The organism is Haladaptatus sp. AB643 (assembly GCF_024136975.1).
Lineage (GTDB): Archaea > Halobacteriota > Halobacteria > Halobacteriales > Haladaptataceae > Haladaptatus.
The window spans coordinates 14935-30979 of sequence record NZ_JAMYJW010000009.1 but is presented as its reverse complement, the minus strand read 5'-3'; the positions used below and the strand labels follow the sequence as shown (position 1 = coordinate 30979).

11 protein-coding genes and 2 pseudogenes are annotated in these 16045 nt (G+C 62.5%); 4 read left to right on the top strand and 9 right to left on the bottom strand.

Annotated elements, in window-relative coordinates; all coding sequences use genetic code 11:
• Nucleotides 1–35: 35 nt before the first annotated feature.
• The 4 genes from NKF25_RS16815 to NKF25_RS16800 form a co-directional block, all read right to left on the bottom strand.
• Complete coding sequence (locus NKF25_RS16815; protein ID WP_253227814.1) at nucleotides 36–899, bottom strand: MBL fold metallo-hydrolase; 864 nt, start codon at nucleotides 897–899, stop codon at nucleotides 36–38.
• A 78-nt stretch (nucleotides 900–977) separates the two neighbouring features.
• Nucleotides 978–2729: an alkaline phosphatase D family protein gene (locus tag NKF25_RS16810; RefSeq protein ID WP_253227813.1), complete on the bottom strand. Its 1752-nt coding sequence runs from the start codon at nucleotides 2727–2729 to the stop codon at nucleotides 978–980.
• Nucleotides 2730–2912: 183 nt separating this feature from the next.
• Complete coding sequence (locus NKF25_RS16805) at nucleotides 2913–3908, bottom strand: phosphate uptake regulator PhoU (RefSeq protein ID WP_253227812.1); 996 nt, start codon at nucleotides 3906–3908, stop codon at nucleotides 2913–2915.
• A 174-nt stretch (nucleotides 3909–4082) separates the two neighbouring features.
• A complete protein-coding gene (locus tag NKF25_RS16800) occupies nucleotides 4083–5456 on the bottom strand; it encodes a glycosyltransferase family 2 protein (protein ID WP_253227811.1) in 1374 nt (457 codons plus the stop codon).
• A gap of 387 nt (nucleotides 5457–5843) precedes the next feature.
• Here NKF25_RS16800 and NKF25_RS16795 point away from each other — a divergent pair, with 387 nt between their 5' ends.
• A complete protein-coding gene (locus NKF25_RS16795) occupies nucleotides 5844–6074 on the top strand; it encodes a hypothetical protein (protein ID WP_253227810.1) in 231 nt (76 codons plus the stop codon).
• Between the two features lie 131 nt (nucleotides 6075–6205).
• Here the strand turns inward: NKF25_RS16795 and NKF25_RS16790 are convergent, their stop codons facing one another.
• Entirely contained in the window at nucleotides 6206–7369 is a 1164-nt protein-coding gene (locus NKF25_RS16790; RefSeq protein WP_253227809.1) for an enolase C-terminal domain-like protein, read from the bottom strand.
• Between the two features lie 262 nt (nucleotides 7370–7631).
• Complete coding sequence (locus tag NKF25_RS16785; protein ID WP_253227808.1) at nucleotides 7632–9095, bottom strand: aldehyde dehydrogenase family protein; 1464 nt, start codon at nucleotides 9093–9095, stop codon at nucleotides 7632–7634.
• A gap of 149 nt (nucleotides 9096–9244) precedes the next feature.
• On the opposite strand from NKF25_RS16785, the gene NKF25_RS16780 reads away from it, so the two are divergent.
• A complete protein-coding gene (locus NKF25_RS16780; protein WP_253227807.1) occupies nucleotides 9245–10111 on the top strand; it encodes a fumarylacetoacetate hydrolase family protein in 867 nt (288 codons plus the stop codon).
• 231 nt (nucleotides 10112–10342) lie between these two features.
• On the opposite strand, the gene rpiA is transcribed toward NKF25_RS16780, so the two are convergent.
• The 3 genes and pseudogenes from rpiA to NKF25_RS16765 form a co-directional block, all read right to left on the bottom strand.
• A complete protein-coding gene (gene rpiA, locus NKF25_RS16775) occupies nucleotides 10343–11215 on the bottom strand; it encodes a ribose 5-phosphate isomerase A (protein ID WP_253227806.1) in 873 nt (290 codons plus the stop codon).
• A 3-nt stretch (nucleotides 11216–11218) separates the two neighbouring features.
• A pseudogene (locus NKF25_RS16770) lies at nucleotides 11219–12271 on the bottom strand (NADP-dependent phosphogluconate dehydrogenase); the annotation flags it as partial.
• Between the two features lie 169 nt (nucleotides 12272–12440).
• Complete coding sequence (locus NKF25_RS16765) at nucleotides 12441–13133, bottom strand: hypothetical protein (RefSeq protein WP_253227804.1); 693 nt, start codon at nucleotides 13131–13133, stop codon at nucleotides 12441–12443.
• A gap of 269 nt (nucleotides 13134–13402) precedes the next feature.
• On the opposite strand from NKF25_RS16765, the gene lpdA reads away from it, so the two are divergent.
• Nucleotides 13403–14824 (top strand): dihydrolipoyl dehydrogenase, encoded by a 1422-nt coding sequence (gene lpdA, locus NKF25_RS16760; protein ID WP_253227803.1) that lies wholly within the window; start codon nucleotides 13403–13405, stop codon nucleotides 14822–14824.
• 119 nt (nucleotides 14825–14943) lie between these two features.
• Nucleotides 14944–15939: pseudogene (locus NKF25_RS16755) on the top strand (thiamine pyrophosphate-dependent enzyme); the annotation flags it as partial.
• Nucleotides 15940–16045 lie beyond the last annotated feature (106 nt).

Here is a 16045-nt window from a genome sequence, read left to right as displayed (position 1 = left end):
CTCGTTTTTTTCTTCCGGAGATCACTTTTCGCCCGTCAGTGTTCCCGAATCGCCTTCGCCGGAACGACGCCGGGCCGGTCGATGACGAGTCGGTCGCCGATTCGGACGTCCTCGAAGACGTACGGGTACTCGTAGGAGGCGAGCGATTCCCGGAGCGCCTTCGGGTCGGCCTCGACCCCTTTCCAGACGTCGAAGTGAACCGGGGCGAACCGGTCGAGTTCGAGGTCGGCGACGGCCTCGGAGACCTGTTCGCCGTCGTTGTACCAGTCGGTTGGGTACGTCTCGCCGTCCTCGGTGTGATAGATGTTGCCGACGGTTCCGTGGGCGAGCACGCCGAGGTCGATGTCGAACTCGTCGGCGATGTCGGAGAACGCGTCCGCGGGGCGCGAGTCGCCCGGCGCGAAGAACGTCCCCGACTCGTGTTCGACGACGTAGCTCACCGGGCCGCCCGAATCGGGGTCGTTCGCGGCGCGGACGTGAACGTCGATGTCGCCGACGGAGATATCGTCTCCTGCCGACACGACGGTGCGCCGGTCGTCGGGTGCTCGTAGGTCGCCGTCGTAGGCGGGGTTCTCGAACGCCTCGTCCGGCGCGTAGAGGTGCGCCCCGAGGTCTTCCACGAGCGGGCCGTACGATGGTGGATGCATGTGGTCGATGTGCTCGTGGGTGACGAATACCGCATCACACATCGTCGCGGCCGTCGGGTCCACGGGTATCGGGATCATCCGCACCGTCCGCGGCGGCGACCCGTCGCCGAAGTACGGGTCGAGATAGATGGTGGTTTCGGGTGTTCGAACGATGTACCCGTTACAGCCGAGATACCAGATCGACATCCCGTCCACGTCAACCGACTCGACTTCGTCACGAACGAACCAATCGCCCCACGTCGAATGCACCATGACGGCGTGAAATAATCCGTGAAACCGCTTAACGGTGGTTGCCGTTTCGCCTCGCGCGGCGATGGGCACTAACTCCGATTACGACCTCGACACCGTTTTCGGTTCCGACAGCGCTTCGAGCGACAGTTCGCCGTCCGGAACGCGGTACTGTGCCAGCGTTCGTTTCTCGGCGTCGGCCGAATTCTCGTCCGCATCGACCCCGTAAACGGTGAACTCACAGTCCGTCTCGGTGAACTCGACCACGGAGTAGCCGTGTTCGTACCAGTTGATGTATTCGAGGTGTTCGTTCTCCGCTTTCGCGATTGCGGCCAACGCCTCCCTGTCCCAGTCTCCCGGGAAGTCCACGACGTCGGCGGCACACACGCTCGTGATCGACGGCGTCATGAATTCGATGCCGACGGTATCCCGGTTCCACGAGACTTCGCCGTACCCCGCGTGCTGGTAGCCAGCCATCGAGCAGTGGAGGTCCCCCGTGAGGGTGATGAAGTTCCGGAGGGAGGCGTCATCGACGGCGTTCATCAGTTCCGCACGCTCGGCCTGGAACCCGTCCCAGGAGTCCTCCAGGAATTCGACCTGATACCAGTCCTCTCCCGCCGTCAGCGGCATCGTTAGCACTTCGTTTGCCCACGTCGTCCACCGGGCGCTCGATTCGGAGAGCGAGTCGACGAACCACGATTTCTGCTCGGAACCCAACATCGTCCGGTCCGGGTCGTCCTCGTTGGTACAGGTGAGCGTTCGGTCTTCACACGGTGTGCCGTCGCGGAAGAGACGCTCGTCGGTGACGACGAGGTCCACGAGGTCACCGAACTCGAACCGCCGCCACAGGCGAAGTTGTTCGTGAAGGTCCTCCTCCGACGGGTCGTACTCGACCCGCATCGGCATGTGTTCTATCCACGCTTGGATTCCGTTCGCCGTGATTTCCATCGCGACCGACGGCTTCGACCCGTCGTCCTTGTTCGGGAGGACCGGAGCATCCGTCGCGTAGTCCCAGTACCGGTTGTTTCCGATCTCGTGGTCGTCCCACCCCGCGATGAGCGTGTGGCGTTCCAGGGCCTCCTGCAGTAGCGGGTCGGATTTGTATTTCTTGTAGAGAAAGCGGAAGTCGTCGAGGGATTCAGCGAGCGATGCCCCGCTCGGGAGGTCGAAATCCCGGCCGGGTTTGATTTCGCCCGTGGGCGAGACGTACGCGCCGTCCGACGACTCGTAGATGAAGTCGCCGAGGTGGACGACGTAGTCGATGGATTCGTTCGCGATGTGGTGGAACGCGCCGTAATAGCCGTTCTGATAGTCCTGACAGGTCACGACCCCGAACGAGAGGTCATCGACGTGCTGGTCGGCGCTCGGCATCGTCCGGAGTCGTCCCGTTCGACTCGCCGTCCCGTCGTAGATGAACCTGTAGTAGTAGAAGCGGTCGGCGTCGAGTTCGCCGTCGAGGTCCACTTTGACGGTGTAATCATGCGTTGCCGACACCGTCGACGCATCGACCACCCCTTCGAAATCGGGGTCGTCGAACGTCTCGTCGTTTGCGACCTGAACCCCGACAGGTTGGCCCTCTCGATACGCCGCCTCGGCGATTCGGGTCCAGACGATGGCACCCGAATCGGTCGGTCCGCCGCTCATGACCGACTGCGGAAACGTCGCGTCCGCATCCGCCGCCGCGTCGTAGGAAAAGGCGTGCGCTGAACCGTCTCGAACCGGGGTCGTCGGCTGTGCGATCGCTCGCTTGGCGAGGAGCGTCGAAAGCCCACCGGCCGCGGTCGTTCCGGCGACGCTCCGGAAGAATCCACGACGGTTGATTTCTTTACGAAAGGCGTTATTCTTGGAAACCATATCCGGGAATTATCGGGGAGAAATATATATCTAATGGACATAGTATATATTGTGTCCCGGGGAGAAACATTCCACACTATAGGAGAAATATGATACTAGCGACGATCTGGATTTTTCTAGCGATCGACGATTCGTGTGGGCTGGCGATAGCGGCGTTCGGACGGTTCCCCGAAACGACCGCTCTTACGGTCGAGGGGCCGATTTCTGGAGCGCCGTCTCGGAGATGTTGCCGCCGTAGTCGGCACACCTCGAAAGCGAATCGATGCTGAGTCGTAGCTGATGGGCCTGATGCGGTTCGAGGTCACGAAGGAGGTCGTCGATACTGCGACCGGATTCGGTTATCCCGAAGACCGATTCCCGTGCTTCGTTGGCGAGTCGGGTGGCTCGCTTCCGGTCGTCCGTGAGAAACGCCTCCATCGCGGTGGTGACGATGGCGGCGGCTTCGGCGTGCAGTTCGGTAACTGCCTCGACCACGCGTTCGGGTATCGCATCGAGTTCGATGGCGACCCGACAAATCTTCGCCGCGTGGTCGGCGATACGTTCGAGTTGACGACCGCACGTGTAGAAATCGAAGCACGTCTCGCGGGGGAATCCGAGTTCTTCCGCCACCGCTGGCGTCCGTAACGTCCTTCGAAACGTCCGGGAGACGACGAACCACAGTCGGTCCATGTCGTCGTCACGTTCGATGACGTTCCGAGCGGCGTCCTCGTCGGTCTCGGCGAGGGCGGAGACGGCGTCTTCCAGCATGGCCATCGCGATGACCTTCATCTGTGAAATCGCATCGTGAATGGACATCTGTGAGGCGTTGAGCAGGTCCTGCACGACGATTTTCTTGTCCGCTTCCTCGACTATCTCCAGCCCGACGAGGTTCTGTGTGGTCGTGCGGATGGCACGCCGTTTGCCGGGTGTGATGTGATGGGTCTCGATCGTGATCGTGTTGAAACCGTTCACGTACATCGCGATGATGGCGCGCATCAGTTCATCGTCGCTCCGCGTGGCGATATCGAGCCGTCCTTCGATGCCTTTCCTGCCACGACGTGGCGTCAGAACCAGCCCGTACTCGTGGGAGAAAAACGAGATCGAACTCCCGACCGCGACGTCGTTTTCGTTCGCCCAGTCCTTCGGCAGGGAAACCGTGAACGTGGATCCTCCGGTGACCTGAACTTTCCGTGTCTCCATATCGTGCCCTTCTCGACGACCACAATAAATTTTACCACTAGTACATAGATTGGGAGAAATATATTGTCAAATATGGTCCTATGTGGGAAGATATATTCATCGAAATCGATCCCACAGCGGTCGACATGCGTTATTCCTTCCGGGGCCACTCAACGGTGAACTCCGACCGTTCGATCAGTCGGCGTTGGTCGGGCTGACGGTATCGTCGGTTCGGCTCGTCGTTACGTACACCGCCGGTTTGCGGAGGACGTACTCGTCGATGAACGCGACGATGTACACGACGGAGTTCAGGATGAGATACACGCCGAGGGTGAACGCGGCGGCGTACTCCCACCGGGAGTGTGGCAACCCCTCGTATCTGTCCCGAAGCAAGACGGCGAGGACGGTGAGTATCGGAAAGGCACCGAGCACCGTCCAGATGACCTGACTGTACGGGACGTACGACGTAACCGGGAGGAACAGTTGGATGAACGGGAGGGGAAGCCCCACGACGAGAAACGGAAGGATGAGCGTGTTCGAAAAGGTGTAGATGCCGTCGAGGCGCTTTCGCCACGAGAGTTGTGGCGAGGTGACGACCGAGGCGAGATAGCGACTGCTCACTTGTAACCATCCGCGCGCCCATCGTTTTCGCTGACTCCACCACGACGCCACCGTCGCGGGGTGTTCCTCGAACGTGATGATGGACGGATCGACGACTATCTCCTTCCCGGCGAGGTGGATCCGCGTGGACATGTCGATGTCCTCCACCAGCACGGATTCGTCGAACATACCCAGTCGCTCGAACACGTCCCGGCGGAAGAACGCCTGTCCCCCGCCGAAGATGCTGAACCCGTTCCAGAGCGAGCGCGCGACGAGGTCGGCCCGCTCCGTGACGTGGCGTTCGACGGTCGCGTGAAGCGAGATGAGCGAATCACTCGGATTCCGGCCGTAGCATCGTCCTTTCACGCACCAGATATCGTCGTCGGCTTCGAACCACCCGACGGCTCGCCGGAGCGCCGCCGGATCGAACTGATGGTCGGCGTCGATGCTGGCGATTATCTCGCCGGTCGCGTAGGTGAGCGCGTAGTTCGTCGCCTTCGCCTTTCCGCCGCCCGGTTCGTCGCGTTCGACCGCGACGATTCGCCCGTCGTCCGCGGCCGCCCGCCGTGCGATAGCGGCGGTTTCGTCGGTCGAATCGGCTTCGTAACAGACGATCACTTCGAGCTTGTGCTCGGGATAATCGACCGCTCGACACGCGTCGATGGTTCCCTCCAGGACGCTCGCTTCGTTGTACGCCGGGATGACGACGCTCACCGTGGGAAGTTCGTCATCGTCCGATGGGAACGACGGAGTGGCGTGTGATGCCTGTATCGAGACGAGCGCCGAGACGAACAGCCGACCGACCTGTGCGACCACGACGAGGAGGACGGCCGTCTTGAGGACGCGGAGATAGGGAACGGAAAAGTAGATCGGGGCCAGCACTCCGACGACGAAAATCGACGTGATGAGGCAGTAGAGTAGAACGGCCCTCCGCGACGAGGACTGTTCTTGAACTGTTGTCACTTCCATTGGTATACGTCCCTTGACCGGCTCTCAAAGGTTTTTTGCTCCGATTCTAATGAGGAATATTGTTAGCACGGGATAGCTGTGTACTACTCCATGGAGGGCCATAAGTCGGATGGCTGACCGACCGATACTCGCCTTTTCGATCCGCTGAGCGGCAATTCGACACGTCCGGTCGTGGCGTCGTGAAATGCCGGGGTGTAATGGCGAGGAGTATGTGACGTACGTCCAGGTATTGAGGACTCATAGCAAGGTTCATGGCGAAATAACCACCTGAATCGGGTAGACAAGAGTGATGTTGTCCGATTCTGCCGCACGATATTCCCTCGATTTCCGCGTTGCTGTCCATCCCTACGCTGTCTCCTCCGTCACCATCGAGACGCTACTCATCCAATGAAACCCCTTCCATCCACCGACGCCGAATCGGAATCACGCGTCAAAGCCGCCCTCAGTGACCGGACCGCCCGATACCTTCCGACGGTCGTCGCGATACTCCTCGGCGAAGCCGTGTTCGCGACGGGACTGTGGCTTCAGACGACCACGTTCGATGCACTCCTCGCTAGCGGTGTCGGCGTCTGGTTCGCGCTTCTGAGTTACCGTCTCTTCGAGAAACGCGAGACGTAACCCCGTTCGCTGAAATTCCGTCGCGTCGGTATTCGCTGCGTCGTTAGCCGTCACGTCCGCTGTGTCGTCGGACATTCCGTTCTGCCGTGTCGTCAGCCATCACGTTCCGTTGCGTCGTCACCGGCGCGTCGTCACTCGTAGGTTCGTCCGCCCGTCCTGTTCTCCTCGATGTAGTCCCAGTCGTACTCGACGCCCAATCCCGGCCCGTCGGGGACCGGCACGGTTCCCTCGTCGTCGATGGCGTCGAGGTCGTCCACGTAATCGCCCTCGTACACCGGCGGCGTCGTGTTCGAACACTCCGGGTGAACCAGCGCCATCTCGTAGTAGTTGGAGTTCCGAATTCCGGCCATGCAGTGGCGTTGGGCGGGACCCGGCGAGTGGATTTCCACGTCGATTCCGAACCCTTCGGCCATGCGCGCGATTTTCATCGCGCCGGTGATTCCCCCGTCGTAGGCGGGGTCGGCCCGGAGGAAATCCGTCGCCTCGTTCCGCAGGAAGTCGGTGTGCTGTTCCAACCCGCGGATGTGCTCGGTCTGCAACAGCGGCGTGTCCAACTGCTGGCGCAGTTTTTTGTACGCGTACTGGGAGATGCCGCCGTCGCGGTACGGGTCCTCGTACCAGAAGAACTCCTCCTCGTCGCACGCGCGCCCGACCTTCAGCGCGTCGCCGAACGTCTCGTACTCGCAGGCCGGGTCTATCATCAGGTCCATCTCGTCGCCGACGCGTTCGCCCACCGCGTGGACGGTCTCGATTTCGCGGTCGATGTCGCGCCGTTCGTCGGTCCCGCCCCAGCCGTGGATTTTGAAGCCGGGGAATCCAATTTTGAGGCATTCCTCCGCGAAGTCGGCGTACGCGTGTGGCGAGTCCAACCCGCCGTTGTCGTCGGCGTGGTACGTCGAGGCGTAGGCCGGGAGTCGCGTTCGGTAGGTGCCCAGCAGTTCGTGAATCGGCGCGTCGTAGTGTTTCCCGGCGAGGTCCCACAGCGCGATATCGACCGGTCCGATGCCCATCCGGTCGTACTTCCGGAGCGCGCGCTTCATCTCCGACCACAACCGCTCGCGGCGTAGCGGATTCCGTCCGATGAGGTTGTCCGCGAGCGTATTGATTTGCGCGAACGCGGGCGAGTTCCCGCCGACGAACTCCCCGGTGACGCCCTCGTCCGTCTCGATCCTGAGCCCGAACAACTTGCGCTCCGTCGTCGACCCCGGTTCGTACACGAGGTTGTACCCGGCGTCCGTCCCCACGTCCTCGATGGGGTACGAGAACTCCGTGGACTCGATTCTCGAAATCTGCATACGACTATCGACGGTTTCCCGCCTGGTAAAATTTGTAGCCGAACTTCGGCGGCGAAGAGAGGTATTTGATTCTGGTTCAACAGTAGGTGTTACGAGGAAATTGTGGTGATACCTCGACAGTTCGCTACGACATGATGTATTTGATAGGTTTGCGATTTCAGTAATCGAGGTAGTATTCTCAGTAGTTGCAATCGCAAAACTCCCAAACACGCCTGCTCGCCGTCGTACGAAGTGAAAAACGGTTCTTCTTCTGCTAGTCGTCTTAGTAGTTGTCGTAGACGGTTTTGATGATGGTGAAGTAGTCCATGCCTTCCTCACCCTGCTCTCGGTACGTCTCGCTGGAGGAGGCGTTCATGCCGCCGAACGGGACGTGCAGTTCGAGGCCGGTGGTGGCCTCGTTGACTTTCACGATGCCGAAGTCCACGTCCTGGATGAACCGGTTCGCCTCCGAGTGGTCCTGCGTGACGATACCTGCGGCGAGGCCGAACTCCACGTCGTTGACGAGTTCGACGGCCTCGTCGAAGTCGCTGTAGGAGGTGACGCCGACGAAGGGGCCGAACACCTCTTCCTGCATGATCTGCATGTCGTTTTCCACGTCGGTGAAGACCGTCGGCGTGACGAAGTAGCCGTTCTCGTGCTCACCGTTCTCCAGGCGTTCGCCGCCGTATTCGAGCGTCGCGCCCTCTTCTTTCCCGGTTTCGACGTACTCCAGCGTGGATTCGAGTTCGCTCTCCGAGACGTGCGGTCCCATGCCGGGGTCGTCCAGTCCGGGGCCGATGTCGAGGTCCTCGGCGTACTCGACCAACTGGTCCACGAAGTCGTCGTACAGCGAGTCGTGAACGATGACTCGCTCGGTCGCGGTACACGCCTGTCCGGTGACGCCGAACGCGCCGGAACCGACGACGTTCACCGCCTCTTCGAGGTCGGCGCTGGGGCCGATGACGGTCGGGTTCTTGCTCCCCAACTCCGTCTGGATGCGCTTGTGCTGGTCGGTGGCCTGCTCGTACACCATCTCGCCGACCGTTCGGCTTCCCGTAAAGGAGACGGTATCGACCTCCTCGTGGTCGATGATGGCGCTCCCGACGTCCTCGCCGCTCCCGACGACGAAGTTGAACACGCCGTCCGGGGCACCGACCTCGTCGGCCGCTTCGTCGATGCACTCGACTACCTTCGCAAAGACGGTCGGCGCGTCCATCGCGGGTTTGAGGACGACGGTGTTGCCGGTCGCCAGCGCGGGCGCGCTCTTCCACGACGGAATCGCGATGGGGTAGTTCCACGGGGTGATGAGTCCGGCCACGCCCATCGGCTCACGGACCGTGTACAGGTTCTGGCCCTGCGAACTGGGCTGTTTTCGCTCCCCGGCGTAGTCCATCGCTCGCTCGGCGTAGTAGTAGAAGATGTTGATGGCGCGGTTGACCTCGCCGTTGGCTTCGCTTCGGGTCTTTCCTTCCTCCTGAACCAGCGTCTCGGTCAGTTCCTCCTCGCGGTCGTCCATGCGCTTCGCGACCGCACGCAGCAGTTTGCCGCGGGTCGCGCCGGGCGTGTCCGCCCACTCCTCCTGTGCGGCGGCGGCCGCCTCGACCGCTCCGCGTGCGTCCTCCGCGGTCGATTGCTGGAACTCCGCGACGACCTCGTCGGTATTCGCGGGGTTGTGAACTTCGAACGTTTCGCCCGATTCCGATTCTCTCCACTCTCCGTCTACGTAATTGCTGTACGTTTCGGGCATCGGAGAAAGTACGTGCGTGGGGTACTCCGTTCTTGTGGCCAAACCGTCGCTCGGTCGTGCGGTCGAATCCCTCCCCACAATACTCTTGTGGCCTTTTTCTCCCCGATTTCGCCGTCGGAGCTATGTGGTTCAAGGGCGAATATTTTCCCATGCGATACCATCGCATTCCTTCGGACGACGGTCCCCGACTGCTCGCACGAGAGGAACGGAAGGTGTACGACCTCACGACCGCCTCGGGTATCGCCTCCGTTCGCGAGTTGGCGCTCGCCGCGACCGCGACTCAGGGGGGACTCGACGACGTGGCGCGGATTCATCTGGACGACGCGCCCCTGCTCGACGCGAACCGACTGCCCTCGGATGCACCGCGTCCGACCGTCCCCGACGAGGTGTGGGCGGCCGGTGTCACCTACGAGACCAGCAACGACGCGCGCGAGGAGGAGAGCGGCCGGGGGTCGATGTATCAGGACGTGTTCGAGAACGAGCGCCCCGAACTGTTCTTCAAAGCCACGCCGAGTCGGACGGTCGGCCCCGGCGACGCCATCGGCATCCGCGCCGACTCCGAGTGGGACGTGCCGGAACCCGAACTGGCCGTGGTCGTCGCGCGCGGCGATATCGTCGGGTACACCGTCGGCAACGACATGAGCAGTCGGTCGCTGGAGGGTGAAAATCCGCTGTACCTCCCGCAGGCCAAAGTCTTCGAAAAGTGTTGTGCCATCGGTCCGTGTATCGCCTCGCCGGAGACGGTCGGCGACCCGCGCGAACTGGAACTGTCGATGCGCATCCGGCGCGACGACGAGACCGTCTTCGACGGTTCGACTTCGACGTCGAAGATGGCCCGTTCGTGCGAGGAACTCGTCTCCTATCTCGACGCACACGACACGATGCCCGACATCGCGGTGTTGTTGACGGGCACGTCGCTCGTCCCGCCGGACGACTTCACGCTCGCGGAGGGTGACAGCATCGAAATCGACATCGAGAACATCGGAACGCTCCGGAATCACGTGGAAACGGTGTGACCCCGGGAAGCGGTGCGATTTCGGGAACGCGTCGAATCGAGAGCGATACTTGATTTTCGCCCCCTCTCGGACGACTTCACGCGATTCTACGGAGATCACAAACGATTGCAGGAATCCACAGCAGGCCGGTCGTTCGACCGGTCTGCTGGGGGGCGGTAAGACTGAAACCCGTGTCGTCGCCCGAAACGAATCCTCCGCGAGAAGAGCGAAACCGCGTCGTCGGGATGCGGTTCAGAACCGGACCGTCTTCACGTCGTCGTCGGTGCCGTAGACGACTTCATCGACCATGTTCACGAACAGGCCGTGTTCCTGTGCGCCGGGGATTCGGGCCAACTCCGTCGCCCGCTCCTCCGGATTTTCGATGTCGCCGAAATCACAGTCCACGATGAGGTTGCCGTTCGCGGTGAACAGCGGGCCGTCCTTCTTTTCCGCGTACCGCACCGACGGGTCGCCGCCCTGCTCCCGAATCCACTCCTTGACGACCTCCCGCGATTCGGGCAGGATCGAGAGCGGGACGGGATACGACAACGGCGTCGATCGTTTCTGGTCGTCCGTGGCGATGACGAGTTTCTCCGCCATCGAGTCGATGAGTTTCTCCCGTGCGTGGGAGGCACCGCCGCCCTTGACGACGTGCGGGTTCTCGGGGTCCCACTGGTCCGCGCCGTCGATGGCGACGTCGAGTTCCGTCACCTCGTCCACGTTTATCAGCGGAATCCCGACTTCCTTCGCCAGTTCGTGGGACTGGAGCGACGTCGCCACTCCGCGAACGTTCGTGAGCGCCCCCTCGTCTATCTTCCAGCCGATTTTGGCGATGGCCCACGCGGTGGTACTTCCCGTACCGAGGCCGACGTCCATCCCGTCCTCGACCACTTCGGCGGCCTCCATCCCGCCGCGGCGGCGCTTGTCCATCAACACGTCCTCGGCCGAACTCTTGATCCGGCGCGGCGACGGAATGACGCGGATGTTGTCGCGGATTTCCCCCTCGTCCAAGTCGAAATCGCGGTCCGCGAGTTCGTCCTTCGCCTCCTCGACGGTCTCCTCCTCGGTTTCCGCCCAGACGCTGACGTCGTGGCCTCCTTGCCGGTAGCTGAACTGTTTTGCCATGGTTTAATCGTCTAGGTCCATGCGGTCTTTCGGTCGGACTGCTTCCTTTCGCTCTTTGTCCTTCTCCAGGTGCGAGCGGGACACGTTGTCCACGCGTCCGGTGACACGCTCCTTGAGGATGTCGTCGTCCTCGCCGAACGGATGGGTCCCGAAACCGTGACGCATCGCCGCGATGGCCTGGTAGGCGTGCTCCTGATTGCCACGCGACTTGAACAGCTCGGTGACCGACTGGCTGATGACCGGGATCGGCGTTTCGCCCTTGAACGCCTCCTGTACCAGCCAGTTCACCTCGCCGGTGTCCTCGATGTAGTTCGGCACGTCCTCGTAGTTGTCCTCCCCGATCTGGTCGCGCATGAGTTCGACCAGCCAGCTTCGAATAACCGACCCGTTGGACCAGTTGTTGAACACGTCCTCCAGATCGACGTCGAAATCACCGGCTTCGAGCAGTTCGACTCCCTCGGCGATGGACTGGAGCATCCCGAACTCGACGCCGTTGTGGACGAGCTTTACGAAGTGACCGCTTCCCGGCGGGCCGACGTGCAGCAGTCCGCCATCGACGGACAGTTCGTCGAGGATAGGTTCGGCGATTTCGAACCCTTCCTCCCGGCCACCGACCATGAAACAGGCCCCGTCGCGCGCACCCGGCGGGCCACCGCTGGTACCGGTGTCGAGGTAGTAGATGCCGTCCTCCCACACGCGCTCCTCCCGGCGCATCGAATCCCGCCAGAAGGAGTTGCCGCCGTCCATCACCACGTCGCCTTCGTCGAGGTGTTTCACGAGTTCGTCCAGTTGCTCGTCTATCAGTTCCCCGGCCGGGAGCGACAGGTAGATGACCCGTGGTGCATCGAGGCGGTTCGCCAGCTCCTCGTACTCCCCACTGTCGAGTACCGTCACGCCCTTCTCTTTCAGTTCCGGGCGGTCGGCCGTATCACAGCCGACGACGTCGATGTCCTTTTCGGTCGCTTGCTTCGCCAAGTTCCCACCGATCGAACCGAGTCCAATTATTCCGAGTTCCATGTGTACAATCTCTCGCACGTCGTTCGTTTCCCGGCGAAATACCCGCGTGGAAACGGCTTTCCGCCGGTGACTATCCTATCTCGCTTCGGTAAAACGACAACACAGCGAAGGACTAAATCGTTCCGGCCCTATCGGCCGAAAATCCCTTCGTACGCACCGCTGTCGCCGTGCTGGCCGTCGTTCGCCCGGAGTGTGTTCGCCGGTTCCGTTATCGCCTCCTCGCGGAAATCCCGTCGATGCTCGGCAGCGATATCGAATCGACGTAGTGGGACAGGGGCTCGTCGGCCCGTTCGATCGAGGATAGCTCGCGAACCAACGGGAGAACCGAGACGCCGGCACCGATGGCCGCTCCGGCGACCTTTCCCTTCGTCCCGAACCGCTTGCCAGCCTCGTATCCTGTCCTCACGTGTCCGATGCCGTCCAGATACTGCCCGACATCGATGCCTTCGTTCGGGTTCGCGGCTTCCGGATCGAAGGTGTCCCTGGTGCTGTTGTACGCACCATACACCGTTCCCGCCCCCGCTCCGAGAACCGCACCGTACGGACCGGCGGCATACCCCTGTCGAGCGCCGTTAAAGGCGCTCTTGGCCGCATACCGGTGATCCACTTCGTCGAGAAACTGCCGGATTTCGGCCGTGAGCGCCGTCGTCGCCTGGTCGGTCGTCTCCGCGACGACCGATGGCTCCGGTATGGCTTCGACGCCCTCGCTCCCGTCCACGCGGCCGTGGACGGACTCGACGGTCTCCCGCACCGTTCGCAACGCTTCGCCGCCCGCTTCCGATCCCGTGTCGGCCGTTTTGCGCGCGACTGTTTCTCCGACACCACGCGCTCTTCGTGCCGCCGTCATCGTCCGCGCTTTGGCGTCGTTGGCGACCTCGTTGGCGTGGTCTCGGAGTCCCATGTCTAACCCTACATCGCTAGCGGGTGTGTCTCTTATCGTTGCTATCGAAAGCACCGTAATTACCCCCGTCCGTCGGTTCCCGTTTCCCGTCCGATTCGCTCGTTGGCTCGGGTGGGCCGTCAGAAATTACCCGCTGGATATCGGTATCCAACCCGTCCGACGTGTGAGCAGGGACCGGATTCATCGAGATCGAACCCGCTCCCTACGTCTTCCCGTCGCACACGACGAACTCGAAACGCCCGGAAAACGACCGCGATTCCACCCATCACATGCCAGAAAATCACGTCCCCGACGAAACGGAAGTCGTCGTCATCGGCGCAGGACCAGGCGGCTACGTCGCCGCCATCCGCGCCGGACAACTCGATTTCGACGTAACGCTCATCGAAAAGGACGCCTATGGCGGCACATGCCTGAATTACGGCTGTATCCCGTCCAAGGCACTCATCGCGGCGACCGACGCGGCCCACGAGGCGGCGACCGGCGAGAACCGCGGCATTCACGCCGACCCCGACATCGAATTCGCCCAAACGGTGGACTGGAAGGACGGCGTCGTGGACCGCCTCACCGGCGGCGTCGAACAGCTCTGTGAGGCGGCGGGTGCGACGCTCGTCGAGGGTCTCGCCGAGTTCGCCGACGGTTCGACGGTCACGGTTCGGACCGACGATGGCGAGCACGAGTTGACGTTCGAGCACGCCGTCGTGGCGACCGGTAGCCGCCCCGTCGAACTCCCCGGATTCGCGTTCGAGGACGACCCGATTCTCGACTCGCGGCAGGCCCTCGCGCTCGAAGACGCGCCCGATTCGCTGCTGGTCGTCGGTGCAGGCTACATCGGCATGGAACTCGCTGGCGCGTACGCGAAGGCTGGAACCGACGTGACAGTCGTCGAGATGCTGGACGAAATCCTCCCCGGATACGGCGACCGACCGAGCAAACTCGTCCGCGAGCGCGCCGAAGACCTCGGCGTCGAATTTCACTTCGGCGAGGGTGCCGAGGAGTGGACCGACGACGGCGGCGGAATCACCGTCGTCACGGAGGACGAGGACGGGAACCGAACCGAGTACGAGGCCGAAAAAGCGCTCGTCGCCATCGGCCGCGAACCCGTCACCGACACGGTGAACCTCGACGCCATCGACCTCGAACCGACCGACGACGGGTTCATCGAAACCGACGACCGTGCCCGCACCGACCGCGAGAACGTCTTCGCCATCGGCGACGTGGCGGGCGAACCGATGCTCGCCCACAAAGGGATGCGCGAAGGCGAAGTCGTTGCGGAAGTCATTGCCGGGGAACCGGCCGCGCTCGACCATCAGGCCGTCCCCGCCGTCGTGTTCACCGACCCCGAAATCGCCACGGTCGGGATGACCGAGGACGAGGCGGTCGATGCCGGATACGACGTAACGACCGGGGGGATGCCCCTGCAGGCCAACGGCCGCGCGATGACGCTGGACGACGACGATGGATTCGTCCGCGTCGTGGCCGACGCCGAGGATGGCTATCTGCTCGGCGCGCAACTCGTCGCTCCCGAAGCGTCCGAGCTAGTTGCCGAGTTTGGCCTCGCGCTGGAACTCGGTGCGACCGTGGACGACGTCGCCGCGACGATTCACACCCATCCGACGCTCTCGGAGGCCGCGAAGGAAGCCGCCGCGAACGCCCGCGATCACGCGATTCACACGCGAAACAGCGACCGATGACGGAGAATACAGGACCATGATCGACCCGACACCCTCACCGAACTCGACACGCCTAACGGCGAACGTACCGAGTCGCATCGTTCCGGAAGTACCAGCACGTTCCCCAGCGGTGTCCGACCATGTCTGAGGAGACGTGGGACGAGGCGGCCCGGTCCCGCGACTTCCATCAACTGTTGGACGACGACGGCGGCGTCCTCGACGGTGCCGACGTACCGGACCTCGGGGACGACGAACTCCTCGGTCTGTACCGGACGATGGTGGGAACCAGAACGCTCGAAGACACGATGTTGAACCTCCAACGGAGCGGTGAGGCGAGCCTCGTCGCGCGTGAGCGCGGCGAGGAAGCCACGCCGCTCGGTGCCGCCGCCGCCCTCTCTGAGGACGACTGGATCTTCTACACCTACCGTCAGAACGCCGCGCTCCTGCACTGGGACGTACCGATGGCCAAGATCGTCGCCGGGACGACCGGACAGGAACCCGAAACCATCGCGGAGGGACTCGACGACTGGGAGTCACCCGTCAACTTCTCGCCGGACTACACGCCGGTCGGCGTGAACGTGACGAACGCGGCCGGGTCGGCCATGACCGACCGCTTCCGCGACCGCGACACCGTCTCGATGGCGTTCATCGGCGACGGCTCGACCAGCGAAGGGTCGTTCCACGACGGGCTGAACTTCGCGGGCGTCTTCGACGCACCGCTCGTCGTCGTCGTCCAGAACAATGGGTGGGCGATTTCGGAACCGTCCGAGCGCCAGACCGGGGCGGAAACGTTCGCACAGAAGGCAGAAGCGTACGGTATTCCGCACGAACGCGTGGACGGAAACGACGTGCTCGCCGTGTATGACGCCGCGAGCAGAGCCGTCGAGCGCGCCCGAGACGGCGGCGGGCCGACGCTCATCGAGTGTGTTACCTACCGGATGGGGAACCACAACACGTCGGACAACGCCGACCTCTATCGGGACGACGAACTGAAATCGGAATGGGCCGACCGCGACCCGATCGAGCGGCTTTCGACGTATCTCGGCCACCGAAACCTCCTCGACGACGACCGGCGCGAGGAGATTCGGGACGAAATCGACGCGGCGGTGAACGACGCCGTGGAGGAAGCGCGAAGCGTTTCGAAAACCGACCCGATGCGGATGTTCGACCACCACCTGCACGGCACCTCGTGGCGCGAAGCCCACCAGCGGGCGGAGTTCCAGCGCGAACGGAACGGGGAAA

Bases quoted from the DNA above. Each gene is read 5' to 3' on its own strand.
- NKF25_RS16810 (WP_253227813.1), bottom strand. From the start codon at position 2,729: ATGGTTTCCAAGAATAACGCCTTTCGTAAAGAAATCAACCGTCGTGGA.
- NKF25_RS16815 (WP_253227814.1), bottom strand. From the start codon at position 899: ATGGTGCATTCGACGTGGGGCGATTGGTTCGTTCGTGACGAAGTCGAG.
- NKF25_RS16805 (WP_253227812.1), bottom strand. From the start codon at position 3,908: ATGGAGACACGGAAAGTTCAGGTCACCGGAGGATCCACGTTCACGGTT.
- NKF25_RS16790 (WP_253227809.1), bottom strand. From the start codon at position 7,369: ATGCAGATTTCGAGAATCGAGTCCACGGAGTTCTCGTACCCCATCGAG.
- lpdA (WP_253227803.1), top strand. From the start codon at position 13,403: ATGCCAGAAAATCACGTCCCCGACGAAACGGAAGTCGTCGTCATCGGC.
- NKF25_RS16785 (WP_253227808.1), bottom strand. From the start codon at position 9,095: ATGCCCGAAACGTACAGCAATTACGTAGACGGAGAGTGGAGAGAATCG.
- NKF25_RS16800 (WP_253227811.1), bottom strand. From the start codon at position 5,456: ATGGAAGTGACAACAGTTCAAGAACAGTCCTCGTCGCGGAGGGCCGTT.
- NKF25_RS16795 (WP_253227810.1), top strand. From the start codon at position 5,844: ATGAAACCCCTTCCATCCACCGACGCCGAATCGGAATCACGCGTCAAA.
- NKF25_RS16765 (WP_253227804.1), bottom strand. From the start codon at position 13,133: ATGGGACTCCGAGACCACGCCAACGAGGTCGCCAACGACGCCAAAGCG.
- NKF25_RS16780 (WP_253227807.1), top strand. From the start codon at position 9,245: ATGCGATACCATCGCATTCCTTCGGACGACGGTCCCCGACTGCTCGCA.
- rpiA (WP_253227806.1), bottom strand. From the start codon at position 11,215: ATGGCAAAACAGTTCAGCTACCGGCAAGGAGGCCACGACGTCAGCGTC.